Annotated in this window: 17 protein-coding genes and 2 tRNA genes; 9 read left to right on the top strand and 10 right to left on the bottom strand. The window is 57.7% G+C overall.

All coding sequences use genetic code 11. The features are described 5' to 3' along the window. Window positions 1–5: 5 nt before the first annotated feature. A tRNA-Cys gene (locus tag KT71_RS10340) sits at window positions 6–79 on the top strand. A gap of 73 nt (window positions 80–152) precedes the next feature. Beyond that, entirely contained in the window at window positions 153–1,106 is a 954-nt protein-coding gene (locus KT71_RS10335; RefSeq protein ID WP_040362298.1) for an XdhC family protein, read from the top strand. On the opposite strand, the gene KT71_RS10330 is transcribed toward KT71_RS10335, so the two are convergent. Both KT71_RS10330 and KT71_RS10325 read right to left on the bottom strand, forming a co-directional pair. Further along, window positions 1,086–2,534 (bottom strand): cryptochrome/photolyase family protein, encoded by a 1,449-nt coding sequence (locus KT71_RS10330; protein ID WP_008295460.1) that lies wholly within the window; start codon window positions 2,532–2,534, stop codon window positions 1,086–1,088. The two genes, KT71_RS10335 and KT71_RS10330, sit on opposite strands and share 21 nt — an antisense overlap. Before the next feature lie 17 nt (window positions 2,535–2,551). Beyond that, entirely contained in the window at window positions 2,552–3,445 is an 894-nt protein-coding gene (locus KT71_RS10325; protein ID WP_008295461.1) for an NAD-dependent protein deacetylase, read from the bottom strand. Window positions 3,446–3,552: 107 nt separating this feature from the next. On the opposite strand from KT71_RS10325, the gene KT71_RS10320 reads away from it, so the two are divergent. Continuing rightward, window positions 3,553–4,434, top strand: coding sequence for a TIGR01777 family oxidoreductase (locus KT71_RS10320; protein WP_008295462.1), 882 nt, complete (start codon window positions 3,553–3,555; stop codon window positions 4,432–4,434). Between the two features lie 145 nt (window positions 4,435–4,579). Here KT71_RS10320 and KT71_RS10315 read toward each other — a convergent pair whose 3' ends face one another. Beyond that, window positions 4,580–5,878 carry a sigma-70 family RNA polymerase sigma factor gene (locus KT71_RS10315; protein ID WP_152025212.1) on the bottom strand — a complete coding sequence of 433 codons (1,299 nt, stop codon included), beginning with the start codon at window positions 5,876–5,878 and terminating at the stop codon, window positions 4,580–4,582. Window positions 5,879–6,055: 177 nt separating this feature from the next. Between KT71_RS10315 and KT71_RS10310 the strand changes: the two genes are divergently transcribed. Continuing rightward, window positions 6,056–7,075: a MerR family transcriptional regulator gene (locus KT71_RS10310; protein WP_008295464.1), complete on the top strand. Its 1,020-nt coding sequence runs from the start codon at window positions 6,056–6,058 to the stop codon at window positions 7,073–7,075. Window positions 7,076–7,159: 84 nt separating this feature from the next. Here KT71_RS10310 and KT71_RS10305 read toward each other — a convergent pair whose 3' ends face one another. From KT71_RS10305 to KT71_RS10290, 4 genes are all read right to left on the bottom strand, one after another. After that, a complete protein-coding gene (locus KT71_RS10305; RefSeq protein ID WP_008295465.1) occupies window positions 7,160–7,795 on the bottom strand; it encodes an exosortase H-associated membrane protein in 636 nt (211 codons plus the stop codon). Further along, a complete protein-coding gene (gene xrtH / locus KT71_RS10300) occupies window positions 7,792–8,286 on the bottom strand; it encodes an exosortase H (protein ID WP_008295466.1) in 495 nt (164 codons plus the stop codon). The genes KT71_RS10305 and xrtH overlap by 4 nt, the downstream gene beginning before the upstream one ends. Window positions 8,287–8,330: 44 nt before the next feature. Next, window positions 8,331–9,680, bottom strand: a complete 1,350-nt coding sequence (locus tag KT71_RS10295) for a sodium-dependent transporter (RefSeq protein ID WP_040362297.1) — start codon at window positions 9,678–9,680, stop codon at window positions 8,331–8,333. Between the two features lie 63 nt (window positions 9,681–9,743). Next, the gene (locus KT71_RS10290) at window positions 9,744–12,554 is read right to left on the bottom strand and encodes an AsmA family protein (protein WP_008295468.1); all 2,811 of its coding nucleotides are present in this window, start codon (window positions 12,552–12,554) and stop codon (window positions 9,744–9,746) included. 192 nt (window positions 12,555–12,746) lie between these two features. Between KT71_RS10290 and KT71_RS10285 the strand changes: the two genes are divergently transcribed. Together KT71_RS10285 and KT71_RS10280 are read left to right on the top strand one after the other, a co-directional pair. Further along, window positions 12,747–12,834, top strand: a tRNA-Leu gene (locus tag KT71_RS10285). A gap of 68 nt (window positions 12,835–12,902) precedes the next feature. Further along, window positions 12,903–13,295 carry a hypothetical protein gene (locus tag KT71_RS10280; protein ID WP_008295469.1) on the top strand — a complete coding sequence of 131 codons (393 nt, stop codon included), beginning with the start codon at window positions 12,903–12,905 and terminating at the stop codon, window positions 13,293–13,295. Here KT71_RS10280 and KT71_RS10275 read toward each other — a convergent pair. After that, complete coding sequence (locus tag KT71_RS10275) at window positions 13,263–13,556, bottom strand: hypothetical protein (RefSeq protein ID WP_008295470.1); 294 nt, start codon at window positions 13,554–13,556, stop codon at window positions 13,263–13,265. The two genes, KT71_RS10280 and KT71_RS10275, sit on opposite strands and share 33 nt — an antisense overlap. A 152-nt stretch (window positions 13,557–13,708) precedes the next feature. Between KT71_RS10275 and KT71_RS10270 the strand changes: the two genes are divergently transcribed. The 3 genes from KT71_RS10270 to KT71_RS10260 all read left to right on the top strand — a co-directional run bounded on the left by KT71_RS10270 (window position 13,709) and on the right by KT71_RS10260 (window position 16,127). Further along, window positions 13,709–14,416: a hypothetical protein gene (locus KT71_RS10270; RefSeq protein ID WP_008295471.1), complete on the top strand. Its 708-nt coding sequence runs from the start codon at window positions 13,709–13,711 to the stop codon at window positions 14,414–14,416. Window positions 14,417–14,551: 135 nt separating this feature from the next. After that, window positions 14,552–15,169: a dUTP diphosphatase gene (locus KT71_RS10265; protein ID WP_008295472.1), complete on the top strand. Its 618-nt coding sequence runs from the start codon at window positions 14,552–14,554 to the stop codon at window positions 15,167–15,169. Window positions 15,170–15,173: 4 nt separating this feature from the next. After that, window positions 15,174–16,127, top strand: coding sequence for a hypothetical protein (locus tag KT71_RS10260; RefSeq protein WP_008295473.1), 954 nt, complete (start codon window positions 15,174–15,176; stop codon window positions 16,125–16,127). Here KT71_RS10260 and trmA read toward each other — a convergent pair. Together trmA and KT71_RS10250 are read right to left on the bottom strand one after the other, a co-directional pair. Continuing rightward, window positions 16,124–17,245: a tRNA (uridine(54)-C5)-methyltransferase TrmA gene (gene trmA, locus KT71_RS10255; RefSeq protein WP_008295474.1), complete on the bottom strand. Its 1,122-nt coding sequence runs from the start codon at window positions 17,243–17,245 to the stop codon at window positions 16,124–16,126. The genes KT71_RS10260 and trmA overlap by 4 nt on opposite strands. Before the next feature lie 2 nt (window positions 17,246–17,247). After that, complete coding sequence (locus KT71_RS10250; RefSeq protein WP_008295475.1) at window positions 17,248–17,559, bottom strand: TusE/DsrC/DsvC family sulfur relay protein; 312 nt, start codon at window positions 17,557–17,559, stop codon at window positions 17,248–17,250. Between the last annotated feature and the right edge of the window lie 35 nt (window positions 17,560–17,594).

Raw genomic sequence — 17,594 nt, 5'->3', positions numbered from 1 at the left:
TTCCAGGCTCGGTGGCAGAGTGGTTATGCAGCGGATTGCAAATCCGTCAACGCCGGTTCGATTCCGACCCGAGCCTCCACACTTTAGATAAGCTGTTGGTGTTGTTTCTGAGACGCTCGCAGCTCCCTGACATGGCGAAGTAACCCGGCCACGTGCAGACGCAAGATTACGCAGTTCTAAACGCCGCATTTGACGCTGTTGATCGGGGGCAGGCGTGCTGGCTTGCTACCGTAGTGGCGGTGCATGGATCATCACCCCGTCCCGTGGGCTCCATGGCTCTTTTCTTACCGCCGGCGTCTCAGGTGGGGTCTCTGTCGGGCGGCTGCGTCGAGGAAGAACTTCTGGCAAGTATCGTCGCCGACGAGTTCGATACTCAAATCCCGCAGGTCCTTCAATACGGCGTCAGCGCCCAGGAAAATGCACGTCTGGGTCTTCCCTGCGGCGGCCATCTGAGTATTTTTCTGCAATACCTGAGCGTCGAGAAAGATCTTGATTGGCTGCACAGGGTGCGGGATGCCCTGCAGGCTAGAGCGGTAGCCCAACGCCGCGTGCATCGACGCTCCGGTGCCACCGAGGTCAGCCTTGGGGAGCGCTTTGCCGAATTACATTTTGGCGATGATAGCCTGACGCAAAGTTTTGGGCCCCGGCAACGCATGCTGCTTGTAGGCGCCGGTCAGCTGGCCGCCAGCGTAGCGGAGCTTGCCCTCGGGCTGGACTATGATGTGCTGGTCTGTGATCCCCGGGATGATGCGCGGGCGGATTGGCGCGGCCCGGCGATCCCCTTGCTCCCCGGGATGCCCGATGACGCCGTCAGAGCCCATGCTGACGACTCCCAGTCTGTGGTGATTACCCTGACCCATGATCCCCGTATCGACGACATGGCGCTTATGGAGGCCCTGGAATCAAAAGCCTGGTATGTGGGTGCCCTGGGTTCTTTGAGAACCACGGAGCAACGCAAAGAGCGCCTGAGCGCCCTTGGCGTGGCTTCGGATGCCATCGATCGGCTTCACGCCCCCGTTGGCCTGGACATCGGCAGCAAGACACCGCCAGAAATCGCCGTCTCCATAATCGCGGAGCTGGTTCGCCTACGACGACGAGGTGTTTGAACCCTTAATGTCTTCGTAGGCATCCAGCGCCGCCTGACGCGCCTCCTTGTGATCGACGATGGGCTCCGGATAGTCCGAGCCTAGTTTTATCCCGGCTTCCTCCAGGGCCTCTTTGCTGGCCTCCCAGGGCTTGTGTAGATACTTGTTGGGCAGCCTGGCAATCTCCGGCACCCACTGACGAACATAGTCGCCATGTTTATCGAATTTTTCGCCCTGGGTAATGGGGTTGAATATACGGAAATAGGGCGCGGCGTCGGCACCGCTGCCGGCTACCCACTGCCAGCTGCAGCCATTGCTTGCCATGTCCGCATCCACCAGGGTGTCCCAGAACCAGTCCTCTCCCGATCGCCAATGTTGTAAAAGGTGTTTACAGAGAAACGAGGCCACCACCATACGGATGCGGTTGTGCATGGTGCCCGTTGCCCAGAGCTCCCGCATCCCCGCATCGACGATGGGATACCCTGTCTGCCCCTGTTGCCAGCGCTCCAGGCGTGTTTTGTCCGGTTGCCAGGGGAAGTCGGCAAAGTTCTCCTTGAACGCTTTTTCTGGAATCTCCGGAAAGAAATGTAGCAGGTGGTAGGAGAACTCCCGCCAGCCGATTTCTGCCTGAAACTTCTTAATCGCCTTTTCGCTCGCAGGTGTCTCGAGCTTTTTTTGCTCGCACATAGCCCAGACCTGCCGCGGCGATAGTTCACCGTGGTGGAGGTGAGGCGACAGTCTGGAGCTTACTTCTTCGGCGGGAAAGTCCCGCTCGTCGGCGTAGCGGGACACCGATTCCTCAAGAAAGTCATGGAGGCGTTGTTGAGCGCCGTCTTCACCGGGGGTCCAATACTCTTCCCAGGATGCCGCCCAGTTTGGCGACGTCGGTCGCAGTTGCCAGTCATCCAGCGCGTCGCTCTTTGTGAACGTCGACCAGGTGACATCGGGCACGGGTACAGGCTCGGCTCTATCCAACTCCAGACATGCGCGCCAGAAAGGGGTAAACACCTTGTACGGACCTCCACTCTGCGTCATGACGTTGCCGGGCTCATGGAGGAGGGTGCCGCCATAGCGCTTGAAATCGATGTCGCTGTTACCCAGGTCCTCGTGGAGCATCTTCTCCTCTTCGCTTGCCCAGGGCTCGTAGCGGCGGCTGCAGTACACCGCGGTAGCGTCGGTGCTTTTGCAGATATCGCCGAGTACCTCCCGGGACTTGCCGCGCCGGAATATCAGCTTGCCGCCCTGATCCTCGATGTCCCTCGCAAGAGCAGACAGACTGTGGTGCAGCCACCAGCGGCTTGCGCCGCCCATCACCCAATCTCCCGGAGAGTCCTCGTCAAAAATGTACAGGGGCAGTACACGACGCCCGTCGCGACTCGCGGCCTGGAGTGCGGGGAGATCGTTGAGTCTGAGGTCCTGTCGGAACCAGAGAATCACAGTGTCTGTCATGCCTGATTGTGTCCTTTTTATGCGGTATGGGAAGGTTGGTGGCCTGGCGGTATGTGCAGGGCTTCAGCGTGCTTTTTGCTGCTCAGGCTCAGGAGAGCATCAAGCCCCGTATCGGCATCAACGGACCACTTTGTCGCCATATCATCAGCGCGGGTCTGCCCCGGATTCATGAGGAAAACAGGCTTGCCCGCTTTCGCAGCCCATTTGCAAAACCGATAGCCCGAGTACACCTGCAGCGAACTACCAACAACCAGTACGCTGTTAGAGTGCTCAAGCACCTGCTTGCATTGCTCCACCCGGCTCCCGGGGATGCTTCCGCCAAAAAACACCACGTCGGGCATCAGGGTGCCGTCACACAGGTCGCAGGAAGGCACGGTGATTCCCTCAACCATGGCGTCGGGCATGTCGGCATCACCGTCAGGGCGTGCCTCAATCGTTGTGTGGTTGATGTGAGGGTTCAAGCGCTCCAGTGCCTTTTGGAGCACATCCCGGCTTGAGAGTGTTTCGCAACCCAGGCACCTCACGCGATCGAGGCGTCCGTGAAGGTCCGTAACCCTGATGCTTCCGGCACGTTGATGGAGCCGGTCTACGTTCTGCGTGACGATATGTGACACCAAACCATGGTGTTCCAACTGTGCCAGGAGACGGTGCCCTTTCGCGGGTTTGGCATCCCGCACAGCGGGCCAGCCCAGGAGCGATCGACCCCAATAACGTTGGCGCTGTCGACGGTCGGCTACAAACTCCTGATGGGTAATGGGATTGCTTCGCAGCCACGCTCCTTTTTCATCACGGTAGGTGGGAATACCCGTCGACACACTGATCCCCGCCCCGGTGATGACCAATACCGGCGCGTGGTCAATGAGGGCGCTTAAAAAGTCGCTCTCAGCATGCAGGGGGATTTGAGTACTCATGTCGTCATCATACGTTGCCTGATGTCGCGGCGGATTGGCTGTCCAGTTTTTGATCTAAATTCACCGCGCGGCGGTAATAACTAGCACCAAAAAAACAGGACAGTTTTATGGAAATCTTAGTCACGGGTGGCACGGGGTTTATTGGCGAGGCGCTTGTTCCTGTCCTATGCGCCAAGGGTCATGGGGTGACGGTGCTCACCCGACAGTCCGATCCGGCGCAAATCTCTGATGCCCGATTCATACAGGAACTGTCGCAGCTTGAGACCCCCATCGACGTGGTGATTAACCTCGCTGGCGCCTCCCTTGCGGCTAAACGCTGGAACGCGGCTTATAAAGATGAAATGGTCAACAGTCGTGTGTTGCTGACCCAGCGCCTGGGCGAATACTTCCGCGCCGTTGAAAAACGGCCCGTGATATGGCTTAACGCCAGTGCCATCGGATTTTACGGTCCCCGGGGTGATGAGACCCTGGCGGAGTCGGCGGACACGGGGACCGGCTTTGCCGCAGAACTGTGCAGGGATTGGGAGGCCGCGGCGAAGAAAGCTGCCGGCGATGCCCGCTTATGCCTCATGCGTCTGGGTGTGGTGCTCGATAAGGAGGGAGGTGCTTATCCCCAGATGGCGCAGCCTTTTCAAATGGGTGTCGCTAATTGGATTGGCGACGGTGAGCAGTGGCTCAGTTGGGTGCACAGAGATGACGTGGTGGCGGCAATATGCCACGCGATGGACAACGCTGACGTGGCGGGAGCGGTGAATGTCACGGCGCCGACTCCAGTGACGAGCCGGGGTTTCTGTGCGGCCATGCGAAAGGTACATCGGACGCTGGTGGCCATACCTATGCCCGGTGTTGTCATGCGCGCGATGGTCGGCGAGATGGCTGACGAGCTACTCATCACGGGCCAGAAGGTGCTACCTCAGGCCCTTCTATCATCAGGCTTTAACTTTACACATGCGGATATCGACACTGCGCTCAAGGCGATTGAGACGTAGCCCCAAGTACTCAGGGCTACGTATTGGTACGGGCAGGTCCGGGGTCAACCTCTCCCCGGCTTTCTACCTGGCCTTTTGCCTGGGCTTCTCCCTGGCTTTCTGCCTAGCCTTCATCCTGACGCTTCTTACTGACCTTCCTGCTGGCCTAGTCGGAAGCTTCCATGTAATCCGCAAAGGCTGAGCGAATACGCTCATTGCCACTGAGCTTGGTCAGCGCCGCACGCTCGAGTTGACGCACCCACTCCCTGCTGACGGACATACGGTCCGCAATCTCCGCGCGGGAGAGGGGGGGGCCATCGTGCAAGCCCCAGCGCGCGATGACGACTTCACGCTCGGCCTTGTCCAGTTCTTCCATTTCGAGCAAAAGCCGGTCGTGGAGAGATTCCGTCTCTGCCTCTGATTCCGAGGCATCAAAAGGTCCACCGCTCATAGTATCGAGCAGCGTGCCGTCGTCATCGTCGAATTGGGGGGCGTCCAGGGACACCCCAAGGTTTCGCAGCTGCAGCAGGTCCCGGGTTTTCTCGAGGGTCAGGCCCGCCGCCTCCGCTAGCGCTGCGTCGCCGGGCTCTTCACCCGTGCGCTGCTTTTCTGTGACGCGCAGGCGATAAAGTTTATTAACCTGTTCCTGCACATGAGTGGGGTAGCGAATCAAGCCTCCCGTGTCTCCCACGTGGCGCCGGATAGCCTGGGTTATCCAGTTAAAGCAGTAGGTGCTGAAGCGAAATCCTTTGCTGTGATCGTATTTCTCTGCAGCACGGATCAGGCCCAGGGTGCCTTCCTGAATCAAATCGAGATAGTTGACGCCCTTGCCCCGGTAGCGACCCGCGATGGAGTACACCAGGCGCAAATTGTGCATGGTGAGGGTGTCGCGCGCGTCGGAGTAGCTCTCCATATGGGCGATGAGCTCCTCGCGCACAGATGCTTCCAGCGGCGTTTTCGGACGCTTTTCCGTGTGTGTCCAAAACGTCGACCATTGCTCCAGGGCGTCCGCCACACTGTCCTGCAGCTTTACGCCGTCGAGACGCAGCACGACCACGGCAATTCCCACGGTGAGGCTGGCGGGGAGGTCCAGATCCGCCATGCGCTGGTCCAGGGTGCGGGGCGTCCGATTTTTCTGCAGCGCGGAATGCAGGGCTTCCATGCGGTCCGCTTGCTTACCATCCGCCATATAGTTGGACAGCTCGCGGCGCAAAATAAAGTGATGCTCCCGGTTCGTAAAGTAGGCGATGTCCAAGGGGGTCAGCGCCGTATTGCTACTCCATGCGCGGAGGTAATGCCTGGCAACTTTATCCCGGACCAGCAGCTTCTGCAGTCCTGTCACTGCCTGCCACTTGCTGCCGTCGATGGATTTTTCCTGCTGGCTTGTTAACAGCGGGTATCTGCGCGCTTCGGCAAAAAGGCGCTCCAGGTCTTTGTCTTCTGTCTCTACCGCTAAAGATTCCACCGCTTCTTCCTCGATCAACATATGTCTAGATATACGGTAGTTTGTCGAACTTTGGATACCAAAATCTGACGATTGTCCTGCTATCTTTACGACAAAACATGAACATGGACGCGGCAAGCTGAGATCTGGTACAAGTTTTGTCGCGTAACTACTGTCAAATCACCACGAGATCTCGCCATGAACGCAGCCCTTTTCGAGCCCCGCCCTCTCTATGGTATTGGTACGGTGGCACGCCTGACCGGATTAAAACCTGACACGCTTCGTGTATGGGAGAGACGTTATGGTTTAGGCGCCAGCCACAAGTCTCCAACGGGTCGCAGGCAGTACACGCAGTCGGATCTTGAGCATTTGCAGCTCGTCGCGTCCCTGGTAAACGATGGCGCCCGCATCGGCGAAATTGCCAAGTCGGAGCGCAAGACCCTGGAAATGCTTCTTAAGCAGCGCGGCGTGCGCGGGCGCGGCGCAGATGCTCCAGCGAAGCCTCGGGCTGTATTTGTCGGAGTAGCACTCTGTGACTGGCTGGACAAGCATCAGGGGTGCGTGAGCAATGTCAACGCGCACCTGGCCCGCGTCGAGTTTTCAGAGCTGTCTGAGGACGCCTTTGATGCCCTTGAGGAAAGTGACGTGCTGGTCGTGGAGTGCGGCTCCCTGGGGAGTGCACAGGTGGCCAGGATCCGTCAGTTCCAGCAGGCCGGCGTCGCGTCGCGGATCATCGTCGCCTATCGCTTTGGCAACGACCACTGGATAGAAGAACTCGAGAAGGCGGAGATCGCCGTCATGGAGTTTCCGCCGGATTCCGGCAAGCTGGCCTTCGAAATCGCCCGCGGTGTGGCGGAATCTTCCGTGCATACGGGGGAGACTAATCTCGGAGAGCTTATGCCGGGTAAAGCGCGACACTTTAAAGCCTCGGAGCTTGCGGCTGCCGCCAATCTAAAGAGTGCCCTTGATTGCGAGTGCCCAAAACACATCTCAGACCTGATCACGGCTCTGGCAGATTTTGAAGAATATTCTTCGTCATGTTCCGTAGATAACTGGAAAGACGCGGCGGTGCACTCCTGTATCTATGCTTACACTGCCCAGGCACGTCACTTGATGGAAAAAGCGCTCCAGGCGGTCCTCGAAGACCGGGGAGCGGAGTTCCAGGCAGAGCTCAACCGCCTGGCCCTCGCGGCGGGAGGCTTGCGCGATGTCAGCTGACGGACCGCGCTTGCCTTGCCGAGGCTGCACCACGGCCTGCACAAACTATGTTCATTGCGGCGGCACCCCCTGGCGTCTCGCAACTCAGCGGTCGGGGCCCCCGTCTGCGGATGGTCTCAAGGCAACGGGCAATAAACCGATGAAGGCGGGAGAATCTTTGGCCGTATAAGCCCATAGCAACACGGGCGCCAGCGGAGGCACCATAAGGGTGGAAAACTGGTAGAGCAGGGCAATGATATCTGCTGGGGGCACCGGTTCTCGGTCCATAAAATCCGTCCCCAGCCCGAGCATAAGGTCTTTCAGCACCGTGCTTATGAGCCCTGCGGCCAACAAAAGCCACAAGGCAAGGAGGCACCAGGAGAACTTTTCCCAGCCCGCGCGCATGGGGGTAGAGAAGTGGAGCGCCGCAAAGAAAGGTATTGAATAGGACAGGGTGCGGGTATTGATCGTGTAGCCCAGCTGATTGCCCGCCAACTCAGCTTTCATGATACTGCCGCCGTCCTCCCCATAGTGAGACATCACCAATAAGTCAGTGCCCTGCAAAGCAACGCTCGCCACCGTATCCCCAAGCCAGCCCAGGAGAACCGGCTTCACCAGCACAATCGCAGGTGCGGCAATGAAGTTGCCAAGGAAATACCAGGCGAGAAAGCAGGCGGGGAGCAGCGCGAAAACCGCCAGTGCGAAGCGCAGCAGAGGACGATTCGCCAGATAGTTCCTCATGGCTCGACCGTTTCCTGCTGTGACAGGTAACGCAGATACAGCATGAAGACCACGAGCACATCGAGCATGATAAGCACCGGCCACAGGTACAGGTGGGTCCAGGTGAACACGTCGAGATTCCACTGTCCCAGATAGAACAGACTGATGATGCGGGCGATGTTCATTACCTGTATCGCCAGAAAGCCCAGAAAAATCGCCACGACTTTGCGTTGCATGGGGGCAGGAAAAGCGAGGACCCCGGCGATGAGGACGATGGCGGCCTCCACGCCGTTACAGCCGGCTTCGATGGACACGGCAAAGCCGGTTTGCGTGTGGCTGATAATGCGACCACTGGCGCGGACATGTTCGTCGAAGGGCATGATGATCGCTGCACTGATGTCGGCAAGCCATCCGGTGAAGGGCTGGATCACGGCGGCTTGCACAGGATCGAGGAGTTCCAGGGTGAACAAGCTCAGGAGCAGCGCGGTGAATAGAAGAACAAAACGACGCAAAGAAAAACCTACTTATGGCTCGTTAACAAACCTTCACGCTCAGCTTAGCGCAGGGACTGGACGAAAATCAGCAGGATGATCGCCGGGCAAACAAGACGTAAATGCCAGGGCCAGATCTTCCAGAACAAACCCTCAGCGATGTCCGGTGCACCCTTCTTGAGCTCCGTGAGCACCGCATCGCGATGCCAGATCCAGCCTACATAGATGCAGAACACAAAGCCCAACAGTGGCTGGCTATACCGCGTTGTCAGCGCAATGATCGCGCCGAACAGCGTTCCAAAGTTCAGCAGAATAATCAGGCTCACCATGGCGATGAGCGCACCAATCACCATAACGGCCCTCAAGCGCTTTACACCATGATTTTCGATGGTGTAAGCCACGGGCACCTCCAACATGGAAATGGAGGAGGTGAGAGCGGCGATGCTCATAAGAAAGAAAAAGGTCAGGGATACCATGCCACCGGCCAGACCCATATTTGAAAAGAGCTCAGGGAGCACGGTAAAAATGAGCGTGTCCTCGGACAAAAGAGCACCGTCGGCGGCAAAGATTTCTACGCCGTTGTTCAGTGCCACGTACATGGCGGGGAGTACCAGAAATCCGGCGAGCACGGCGATGCCGATATCCACAGCGGTAACCAGGCCGCCGGCAACGGGCAGGTTTTCCTTGTCACTGATGTAGGAGCCGTAGATGAGCATAGTGCCCACGCCAAGGGAGAGGGAGAAAAAGGCCGACCCGAGGGCCTTGATGATCAACTGGGGAGAGAGGGCGCTTTCGAAATCGGGCATGAGATAAACCCGCAAGCCCTCGCTCGCGCCATCGAGAGTGAGCACATAGACCACCAAGGCGAATAGCGTCAGGAGCAGCAGGGGCATGAGGCGACTGGACCAGCGCTCGATGCCGTCACGTACGCCGGCGGAAATAATGGCTATGGTCATACCCATAAACAGCGTCATGAAAATCACGTTACGCGTGAGAGAAAAACCCACCAGCCATTCGGCTAGATCGGTAGCGCCGACCAGAGCCGCCAGAGAGGCGAGACAGTGAGCGATCATCCAGCCCGCGACGATGGCATAAAAACTCAGGATGAGACTGGCGACAATAAAGCCTACGATCCCGGCGGTGGCACCGAGATTTCTGAGCAGTGGGTTGCTGCTTGTGCCTTTGAGCGCCGTTACAGCATTGGCGTGGGCGTGTCTGCCAAGCACGAGTTCAGCCATCAATGCAGGGTAGGCCAACACAAAGGCCAATATGAGATAAACAATAAGGAATGCTGCGCCGCCATTACTGGCTGCCTGGGTGGGGAACCCCCAGATATTGCCCAAGCCTACGGCACTGCCCGCGGCGGCCATGATGAATCCAAATCGTGATGAAAACTCGCCCCGAGCCTGCGCCATTGTTGTTGTAAATCCCTAGCGTGGAGGCGGCGAGTGTAGCACGACGCTGGGCCGCGGTAAGTCTCAGGAAGCGTTGGTTTCGCAGGGCTGATTCAGGTCATCGGGGCCGCCAAGACCAAACAGTTTTAGCGTCAGACTCGGTAAAAGAAGCAGTGCCTGTGCCGACAGATCGGCACCGGCCTGGAGGGCCGATGCGCTAATTGTTGGTCCCTGCAATGTGCCGCGCAGACGAACGGCACTGGGAAACTGAATCGCTCGCGACTTCGAGCGGGGCTCGATGCGGACATCAAGATTGTTTTGAGGCAGGTCTACCGTCGCTTTACCCGTGGCCAGCATTCGGGGGGTCTCAATATAAATACTGTCGCTCCGAGCGACGCCGGCGGCGATATCAAACTGTGCCATGCTGCAGTCGAAGGTGGTGGTCTTTTCCCCCGCGCCCTGTACCAGCCAGGCCAGCAGGTTGCTCATGAGCAAGTCATAGGCGGCGCCACTGACCGTGACATCGCTGAGCGCCGTGGATACGCGGCCCTGGAGTGATTGTTGCCAGTCTGCACTCTGAGAGCCCCGGGCGAGAAGACCTCCCTGAAAGCTCAGGGAGCCACTCACGCTCTGCTGCAATCCCAGGTCCGTGGTCAGGGCACCGAGGGGCACGCGAATGCCGCGCCCGGCAAGACTGATCGCTGGCGGCGTGACGGTGCCGTCAATGTTGCCTCGGAGCATAAGTTCTCCGCCTGCATACCGCGTATCCAACTCCCTGAGTGTCAGGCGCCCAAGGGCAAGGTCCAGGGCAATGCTCAAATCCTCAAGCTCCGTGAGGGGGCCCGTGACCTCGCCACTGCGCAGGGTGAGCGCTACGGGGAATCCTGGTACGGAATCAATAAGGCGCTCAATATCCAGGACCTTGCCGGCGTCGTCGCTTGTTCCATCACGGGGTTCTCTGCCTGCTTCGACGGGGGGCTTGTCCTGGGGTCGACGCTGGAAGTCGCGTAGGTACAAGTGAGGGCTGAAGAGATCCAAGGACAGGCGATCAATCTGGAGCCGGTCGATGTCGGCACTGGCGACTCCCTGAACAGCGGTGTCGCCGATAAGCGCATCCGATAAAACCGTGAGGTAGCGGGGCCGCAGACGCAGGTTCGCTGTCATACGACTGGGGGTCTGGCTCAGGGGAGAGAACCCCTGCCAGGCCGCGTTACTGACAGTGAGAAGTTGTAGCTCTAGGTCGGCACTGAGTTCCTTGTTGAACAGGTCACCTTGACCCCCGAGGTTTACGGTAAGTTCGGGTAGCACCTCCATCTGAAGGTCGATGTCGCGAAGACGCAGGGTATCGCCCCCGCGCAGGAGCAGGGCTGTCCCTGCCAGAGATTCAGGATACCCGGACGTTTCAATGGCCAGGGCATCGAGCAGCGGTTTGGGGCTCAGCCTGTCAAACTGAAGCGCAAGCGCCATACCCTGGGCGTTGAGTATGTCTGCAACGGTACCCCGGACATCCGCCGTCTTGTTGTTGTCCCCATCCTCAAGCTGAAGCTCAAGTTCGGGCGCTGACAAAGTGTTCTCTCGCCACAGCAAGGCAGAGGATCCGCCAAGGGTGAATTCCCCGTGACGGACCCGAAGGTTCTGGAGGTTCACGCGCAGCTCTTCCATGTTTCCCCGCGCAACTCCCGTAAAGTTCGCCGTAGCGCCCGTTAGCCCCGCAGCGGCTACGTAGTCCCGAGGTGTGACACCAGCGCTTACCAGTAGCTCCCCGAGATTGCCTACGCTGCCCTCGAGGTCTACGTCGATAGTTTGGCGAGAGAGAAAGTCTTCGATTTCTTCAAACTTCAGTGCCTGAGCGTCGCTACTCAGGCTCAATCGCGTATCGCCCGCTCCGTGCAAAACGATTGCGACACGCTGAATGACCGGCGCCTGAAGGCTGCCCGAAATATCCATTTCGATCTCGCTGCGATCGAGGACGTCCGCAAGCTTTCCCTCAAAAGGGAGCAGTTCTTCAAGCTTGAGAGCAGAGCCTCGGGCACGCAGGGCCAGACTGCCCTGGTCCGCGCCCCTCTGACTCCATTCTCCCGAGGCAGTGAATTCGTAAGCGCCATTCTCACGGAGCCCCATTTCACTGAGGGACAAGGTGTATCCGTGGGTGTCCCCCTCGAGGGTGCCGCTGAGGCTGAGACTACCGGCGAAGGGGTAAGCATTCTTATCGAACGCAAGGAGAAAGTCGCTAACCCGCTCGTAGCGACCCTGAACATCAAGCGCGTAGCTGAGCTCAGCGCCGACAGCGTCCACATGGCCGATAGCCTGCAACTGCGAATTCTCACGGTCTCCCAGGATTCTGGCCGCCAGCTCCATGCGATGGCCACTTGCGTGACTTGCCCAGTCGATTCGCGCCTCCAAGACAACGTTTCGCTGAGCGATCGTTGCCCTGGCGTTTACATCCAGACGGCCGTCGGCGTTTCTGCCCGCCTTTACCTGGTAGAGGGGGAAAATCCACAGGCCTTGATTTTGCGAAATGAGGTGTGCGGACTCGATCTCCACTTCTTTAGGTAGGCGTGAAAGCGGCGCAAGGAGAGCCTCCATATCGAGAGCTTCGTCGCCGTCTGACTCCACCAGGTAATAGGTGGCGTTGGCGGCCTTGAAATAGCCGCTGGAGACATCGCCCAATAGGAGCTCCCGTAAGGACATGGCAGCATCGACTCCCTGAAGGGACACGAGGGGTGGCTTGGTTTTGTCTGCATATCCCAGGATCAGCAGCTCACTTTGGAAACTGAATGGCGACCATCGGATTTCGGGTGATCTCAGTTCAAGCTCGTAGGGCGAGAACGTGCTGGTTGTACTGCGAAGGGCTTGCAACGCAAGGTCCGGAGAAAACCAAAATGCTGCCATCATCGACGAGACCGCGACGATCAGAGCCAAAAGCAAAAACAAAGGCACAAACAAAAAATTGCGAAGTGAGGGCACGGCGTAGCGGTCGTTGGGTGAATTAAGAGAAGTCTAGCATTGGATTTCGATAATTAAGCGCCTGCACTAGCGCTCTCCAAGGATCCCCATGCTAGAATTCCGCGCCTCGCGATCCGCAGCGCCCGGGTGGTGAAATTGGTAGACACAGGAGACTTAAAATCTCCCGACTATTGCAGTCGTGCCGGTTCGATTCCGGCCTCGGGCACCATAAGAATCCTGTGGTCCATCTGTTTTACGTGATAAAAACTCAGCTCCAAAGGAAAATGAGCGGGACCCATGCTGGCGTTCAGAGTTTTTATGGCGGCCCTTTTTGTTGCCCTGACAATCTACACCGCGATTACTATTACAAACCATGGTTGGAACCTGATGCCTGTTTTCTTCGGCGATATGAAGGCCATGACCTGGCCCGGCCAGTTCAACGCCGACTTTTTGGGTTTCTTCTTTTATCGGGTTTATGGGTGTCATGGCGACACCAATTCAGCCCGGCAGGTCTGGCCTTGGGTCTTGTGGCCGTCTTTGGTGGGATCTTGTTTCTATCCGCTTATTTGTTTACCGCTGCTGGCAAGGCTGAAGGAGATGTTAAAGAAGTGCTCCTGGGTAAACAGCGCCTCGGCAGCTGAGACGCGTCATCGCCGTCTAGTCATTACCGACGGGATTCCCAATCGCTGATCGACGCTGATTTTCCTGAGTGATTGTCTGCGCCTGCTCCTGGTTTCGCTCTCTTTCGGACTGGCGAATGCATACTTTTCGTGCGATGCGCGTGCCCGAGGGAATGTAGTTTTCACAGATGAGAGGATCATCGGCGTCTGCCTGTGCTACCGCGTCTGATGTGTTGCCATTTTGTGATGCCGTCGAGCTTCCTGTGGAAGAACACGCGGCCAGCATGGCCAGGATCGCCATCATGGCGAATAGGGGAGTGGTGTATTTCATAGGCCTGTGCCTGCATTCATTTCTAACGGACCACCAAACTAAAACAATTAGCGAAAAATTTACAGCGGAAATACAGCCCTGGTGGGGATGATGCTTGCGTCAAAAAGCACAATCACAGGAACATTTGAGCCCCGGATTGGCTCTGAAATCGAGTGAGTACTGCCTACATATCCTTTTTAGAAGAAGAGCGCGTATCGGCACCGACAAGTCGTGCCCTGCTCGTTGCTCTGTTGCTCTCCCTATTGACGCACCTCATGCTCTCCGTTTATCTACAGGATCAATGGAAGCCGGGGGCGGCGTCGCGAAGTGAGCCTGAAGTGCAGCGACAGATAGAGCTTAGTCTCCGAGAAACCACATTACCTGAGACGCCAACAAAGGAAGCAAACCATGGGAACCGAGAGGCTGTAGAAAAGCTGGATAGTGAAAAACCCTCGATAATCACCAGCGACAAACGCCAAGTCGAATTTCAGGACCAGCCTGTTCAGGACACGCTGGCGCCTTCCGGAGCCGTGGATAATCCGGCTATTGACGTACCCCCGCAACCGTCAGCCAGGGTCTCTCGCCCCCAGGGGCTGAACCTGAGCTTGCCAGAAACAGCCCAAGACCCAGCCAGCACGCCGCGGCCCGGGAGGTCCTCAACAATTTTTGATGGACAGCTGCTGGAAACACTCGCCCGACAGCAAGAGCGCTCAGGCGCATTGGAGCCCTCGAAGTTGGCTATCGAGGGTAACGCAAGCTCCTTCGTGGGCGGTAGATGGCAGTCTTTTGTGAAGATCGGCAAGCTGTGTTTCGAGGTGATCGAGGCGGACCCCCTCGATGCTCTGAGCACTGACCAATGGTACCGCCGCGATTGCGACTGAGTGCGTGTCTCTGCTTCGCCGCACGAGCTCGTGTTTGATGTCAGCATTCGAGTGCCAAACACCGCGTCTCTTGGTATGTTTGACAGCTGATAAACCGAAGGACCGCGTTCCCCGCGAGATCGACCAGGAGAGCCAATGCAGGAAGCCCTTACAACGATGCTGCGCATGCAGGATCGCATGAACACCCGGGTTCATCCCCAATGGATAACCCAGAACTTTGCCTGGCACCGGGCAATCTGGGTGGAGTGCGCCGAGCTGGTGGATCACCATGGCTATAAATGGTGGAAACATCAGGAGCCGGATCTGGAGCAGGTGCAATTAGAGGTCATCGATATCTGGCACTTCGGTATGTCGGCCTATTTCCGTGAAGATTCAAGCGTGGAAGAGCTCGCACGTGAAATCATGGCGCTGTGGCCAGAGTCTCCAGCAGATTTGGGTGTCCTGGAATCTGCCGAGGCCCTCGCCGCGGTGGCTGCGGGCGAGCGTCGGTTCAGCATTGAGGCTTTTGCTTCGCTGCTGGGCGCCGCATCCCTCGACTTCAGCGGCTTATATCGCCAGTACCTGGGAAAAAACGTGCTGAACTTTTTTCGCCAGGACAACGGTTATAAGGAAGGCAGTTATCGAAAACTATGGGATGGTCGTGAAGACAACGAACACCTCATGGAGCTCCTCGCGGGCATAGATACCGCAGCCCTCGATGCTGAAGAACAGCTCTATAGCGCCCTGACAACGCGCTACGCCGGGACCGCTTAGAAGGGTGAGTGATGGCGACGACAACCGGCTGTCTACCTCGGCCCTTGCCAAGCGACTAAAACTGCCAATTCAGCAGCTTTTCGTCACCTTGCGTGACTACGGCTGGATTGATCGGCGGGATAAAGGCTGGGCCCTCACCGCGAAAGGTGAGCTCCAGGGCGGTGCCTATCAGGACAGTCAGCGCTTTGGTCGTTATATCGTCTGGCCCGAATCTCTGATGGAACACCCGATGATCACAGCCATCGAGAGTAATCAACGCATTACCCCGGGCGGCATGCAGCGCTATTACCCTCACCTGGGTGTGCGACAGATCAATCGTAACTTCGCTGAATTGGGCCTGCTCCGCTTAACCCGTCGGGGTCTGGAGCTCAGTAATCTCGGTGAACGCTTCGGGGGACGCCAGGAGCGTGACGAAGACAACGGTCTTCTTATCATCAGCTGGCCCCACGAAATCGTGGATAACGCGGTCATTCATCGCGAGCTCAATCGCCTTGCTAGTGATGGCATGGTCCTTACCGAAACTGACACTTCCGGTGTTCCAGGGGAGGCCGGGCAAACCGGGGTCGACGCCGTTGCCCCGGATCTTTTTACCGAGACTGAGAAGCCGAAAGCTACGCCGCAGACGGTCTCAGCGCAGCGCTGTGGTCTTGATGGTCACGCTGTCGATAGCGTTTTGCAATTGCGGGTCTGCGACTGGCTCTATGAAGCGCAATACGCCCATGCCCGTAATCGACGGCTGCCCGTGGAGGAGTCTCTTACCGCGGACTTTTACGTCCCCGCTCTGGGCCTTTACATCGAGTGTTGGGAGCGTGATGTACCGACGCAAACCCTGACTCGTCGCCTGCGTACGCGGGAAGTCTGTCGGGAACTGGATCTTGCTTACCTGGAGATTGCCGCAGCAGATATCGAGCGGATCGATGATTTGCTGACGCGACGCGTCGCCGAACTTTCCTCCTAAAATACCAACACGGGTCGTTGGAGTCGGCGGCGCCGCAGAACCACGGCGCTTTCGATGTGCGGTGTATAGGGAAACTGATCAAAAAGCGCGTAGTGGGTCACAACGTGGCTATCCGTGAGCGCCTCAATGTTGCTCTTCAGGGTTTTGGGGTTGCAGGACACGTAGAGAATGGCCTCGAAATCACGAACACAATCCAGAGTTCCGGGATCCAGACCCGCTCGGGGCGGATCCACAAACACCGTGCGCAGGTCATAGTCACCGAGAGGCTTCGGCAATGTGGCGAGACGGCGAAATTCCCGAACACCACTCATCGCCTCACTGACTTCTTCAGCGCTCAGACGAATCACCTGTACATTATCAACGCCGTTGTCCCTGATGTTTTCCAGGGCCGCGCGGGTACCACTCTTGGACAACTCCGTGGCGATAACCGCGGGGAAGCGCGAGGCGAGGGGCAGGGTGAAGTTGCCATTGCCGCAATACAGTTCCAGCAAATCGCCGGGGCATGATGCGCCTTGCTGCCAGGCCCAGGTCAACATCGCCTCATTAATGGGGGCATTAGGCTGCACGAAGGATTGCTCGTACTGGCGGTAACGGTAGCAGCGACCGTCGACGGTGAAGGCATCCACCACAAAGTCACGACCGATGATCCGTTTCTGCTTGCGACTGCGTCCCACTAAAGAGACATCAAATTCCCGGGCAAGAGCCCGGGCTTCATCCTCCCAGGCATCATCCAGGGGGCGATGGTAGATCAGGGTGAGGAGCAGCTCCCCCGTGGTCGTAGCCATAAACTCCGCCTGAAAAAGCTTCCGTCGCAGTACCGGACGGGATTTCAGGAACGCAAGGAGCTGGGGCATGAGCGTGCGAATTGGCGCCAGCGCCGGCGCAAAATCCTTGATGACAACCGGCGTGCGAGGATGCCCGGGGTCGAACATCACATAGTCGATGTCGTCGCCGTCATGCCAGATACGAAACTCCGCACGCACGCGATAGGATTCTACGGGAGAAGCAAAGCGTTCTGCCGGCGGTAACCTTAGAGTCAGCATGTCTTTTTCGACATCGCTGCACTTTTTCGCAAACAATGTTGCGTAGTTCTCGGGATCGGTTTGCCAGGGCAGCATGTTTAGAGACAGTTCGCTGGTTTTGGAAGGCCGGCGATTTTACTGGCTATCTTGGCAGGTGATCCAGGAAAAAGCTTAAGAAGATAGATGCTGCGCCCCTTGTCATCTCCCAGGCGCAATCTGCAGAACTTCACCAGGGCCCGCATGGCCGGGGATGAGTCATAGGTGTCGTAATACTGCCGGAGCAATTCAATAAGCTCCCAGTGCGCTGGCGTGAGAGTAATGGATTCTCTCTTTGCCAGAGCTTCGGCGACACCTGGGTTCCAGTCTGACGCATCCTCCAGAAAACCCTCTTCGGTCAGTGCGGGAAGCATTGACTCAGACTTTGGCTCAGACATTTGTTCAGATA

Source organism: Congregibacter litoralis KT71 (genome assembly GCF_000153125.2).
GTDB classification, from domain to species: Bacteria; Pseudomonadota; Gammaproteobacteria; order Pseudomonadales; family Halieaceae; genus Congregibacter; species Congregibacter litoralis.
Note: the sequence above shows the minus strand (reverse complement) of the source record. Positions and strands in the feature narration are given on the sequence as shown.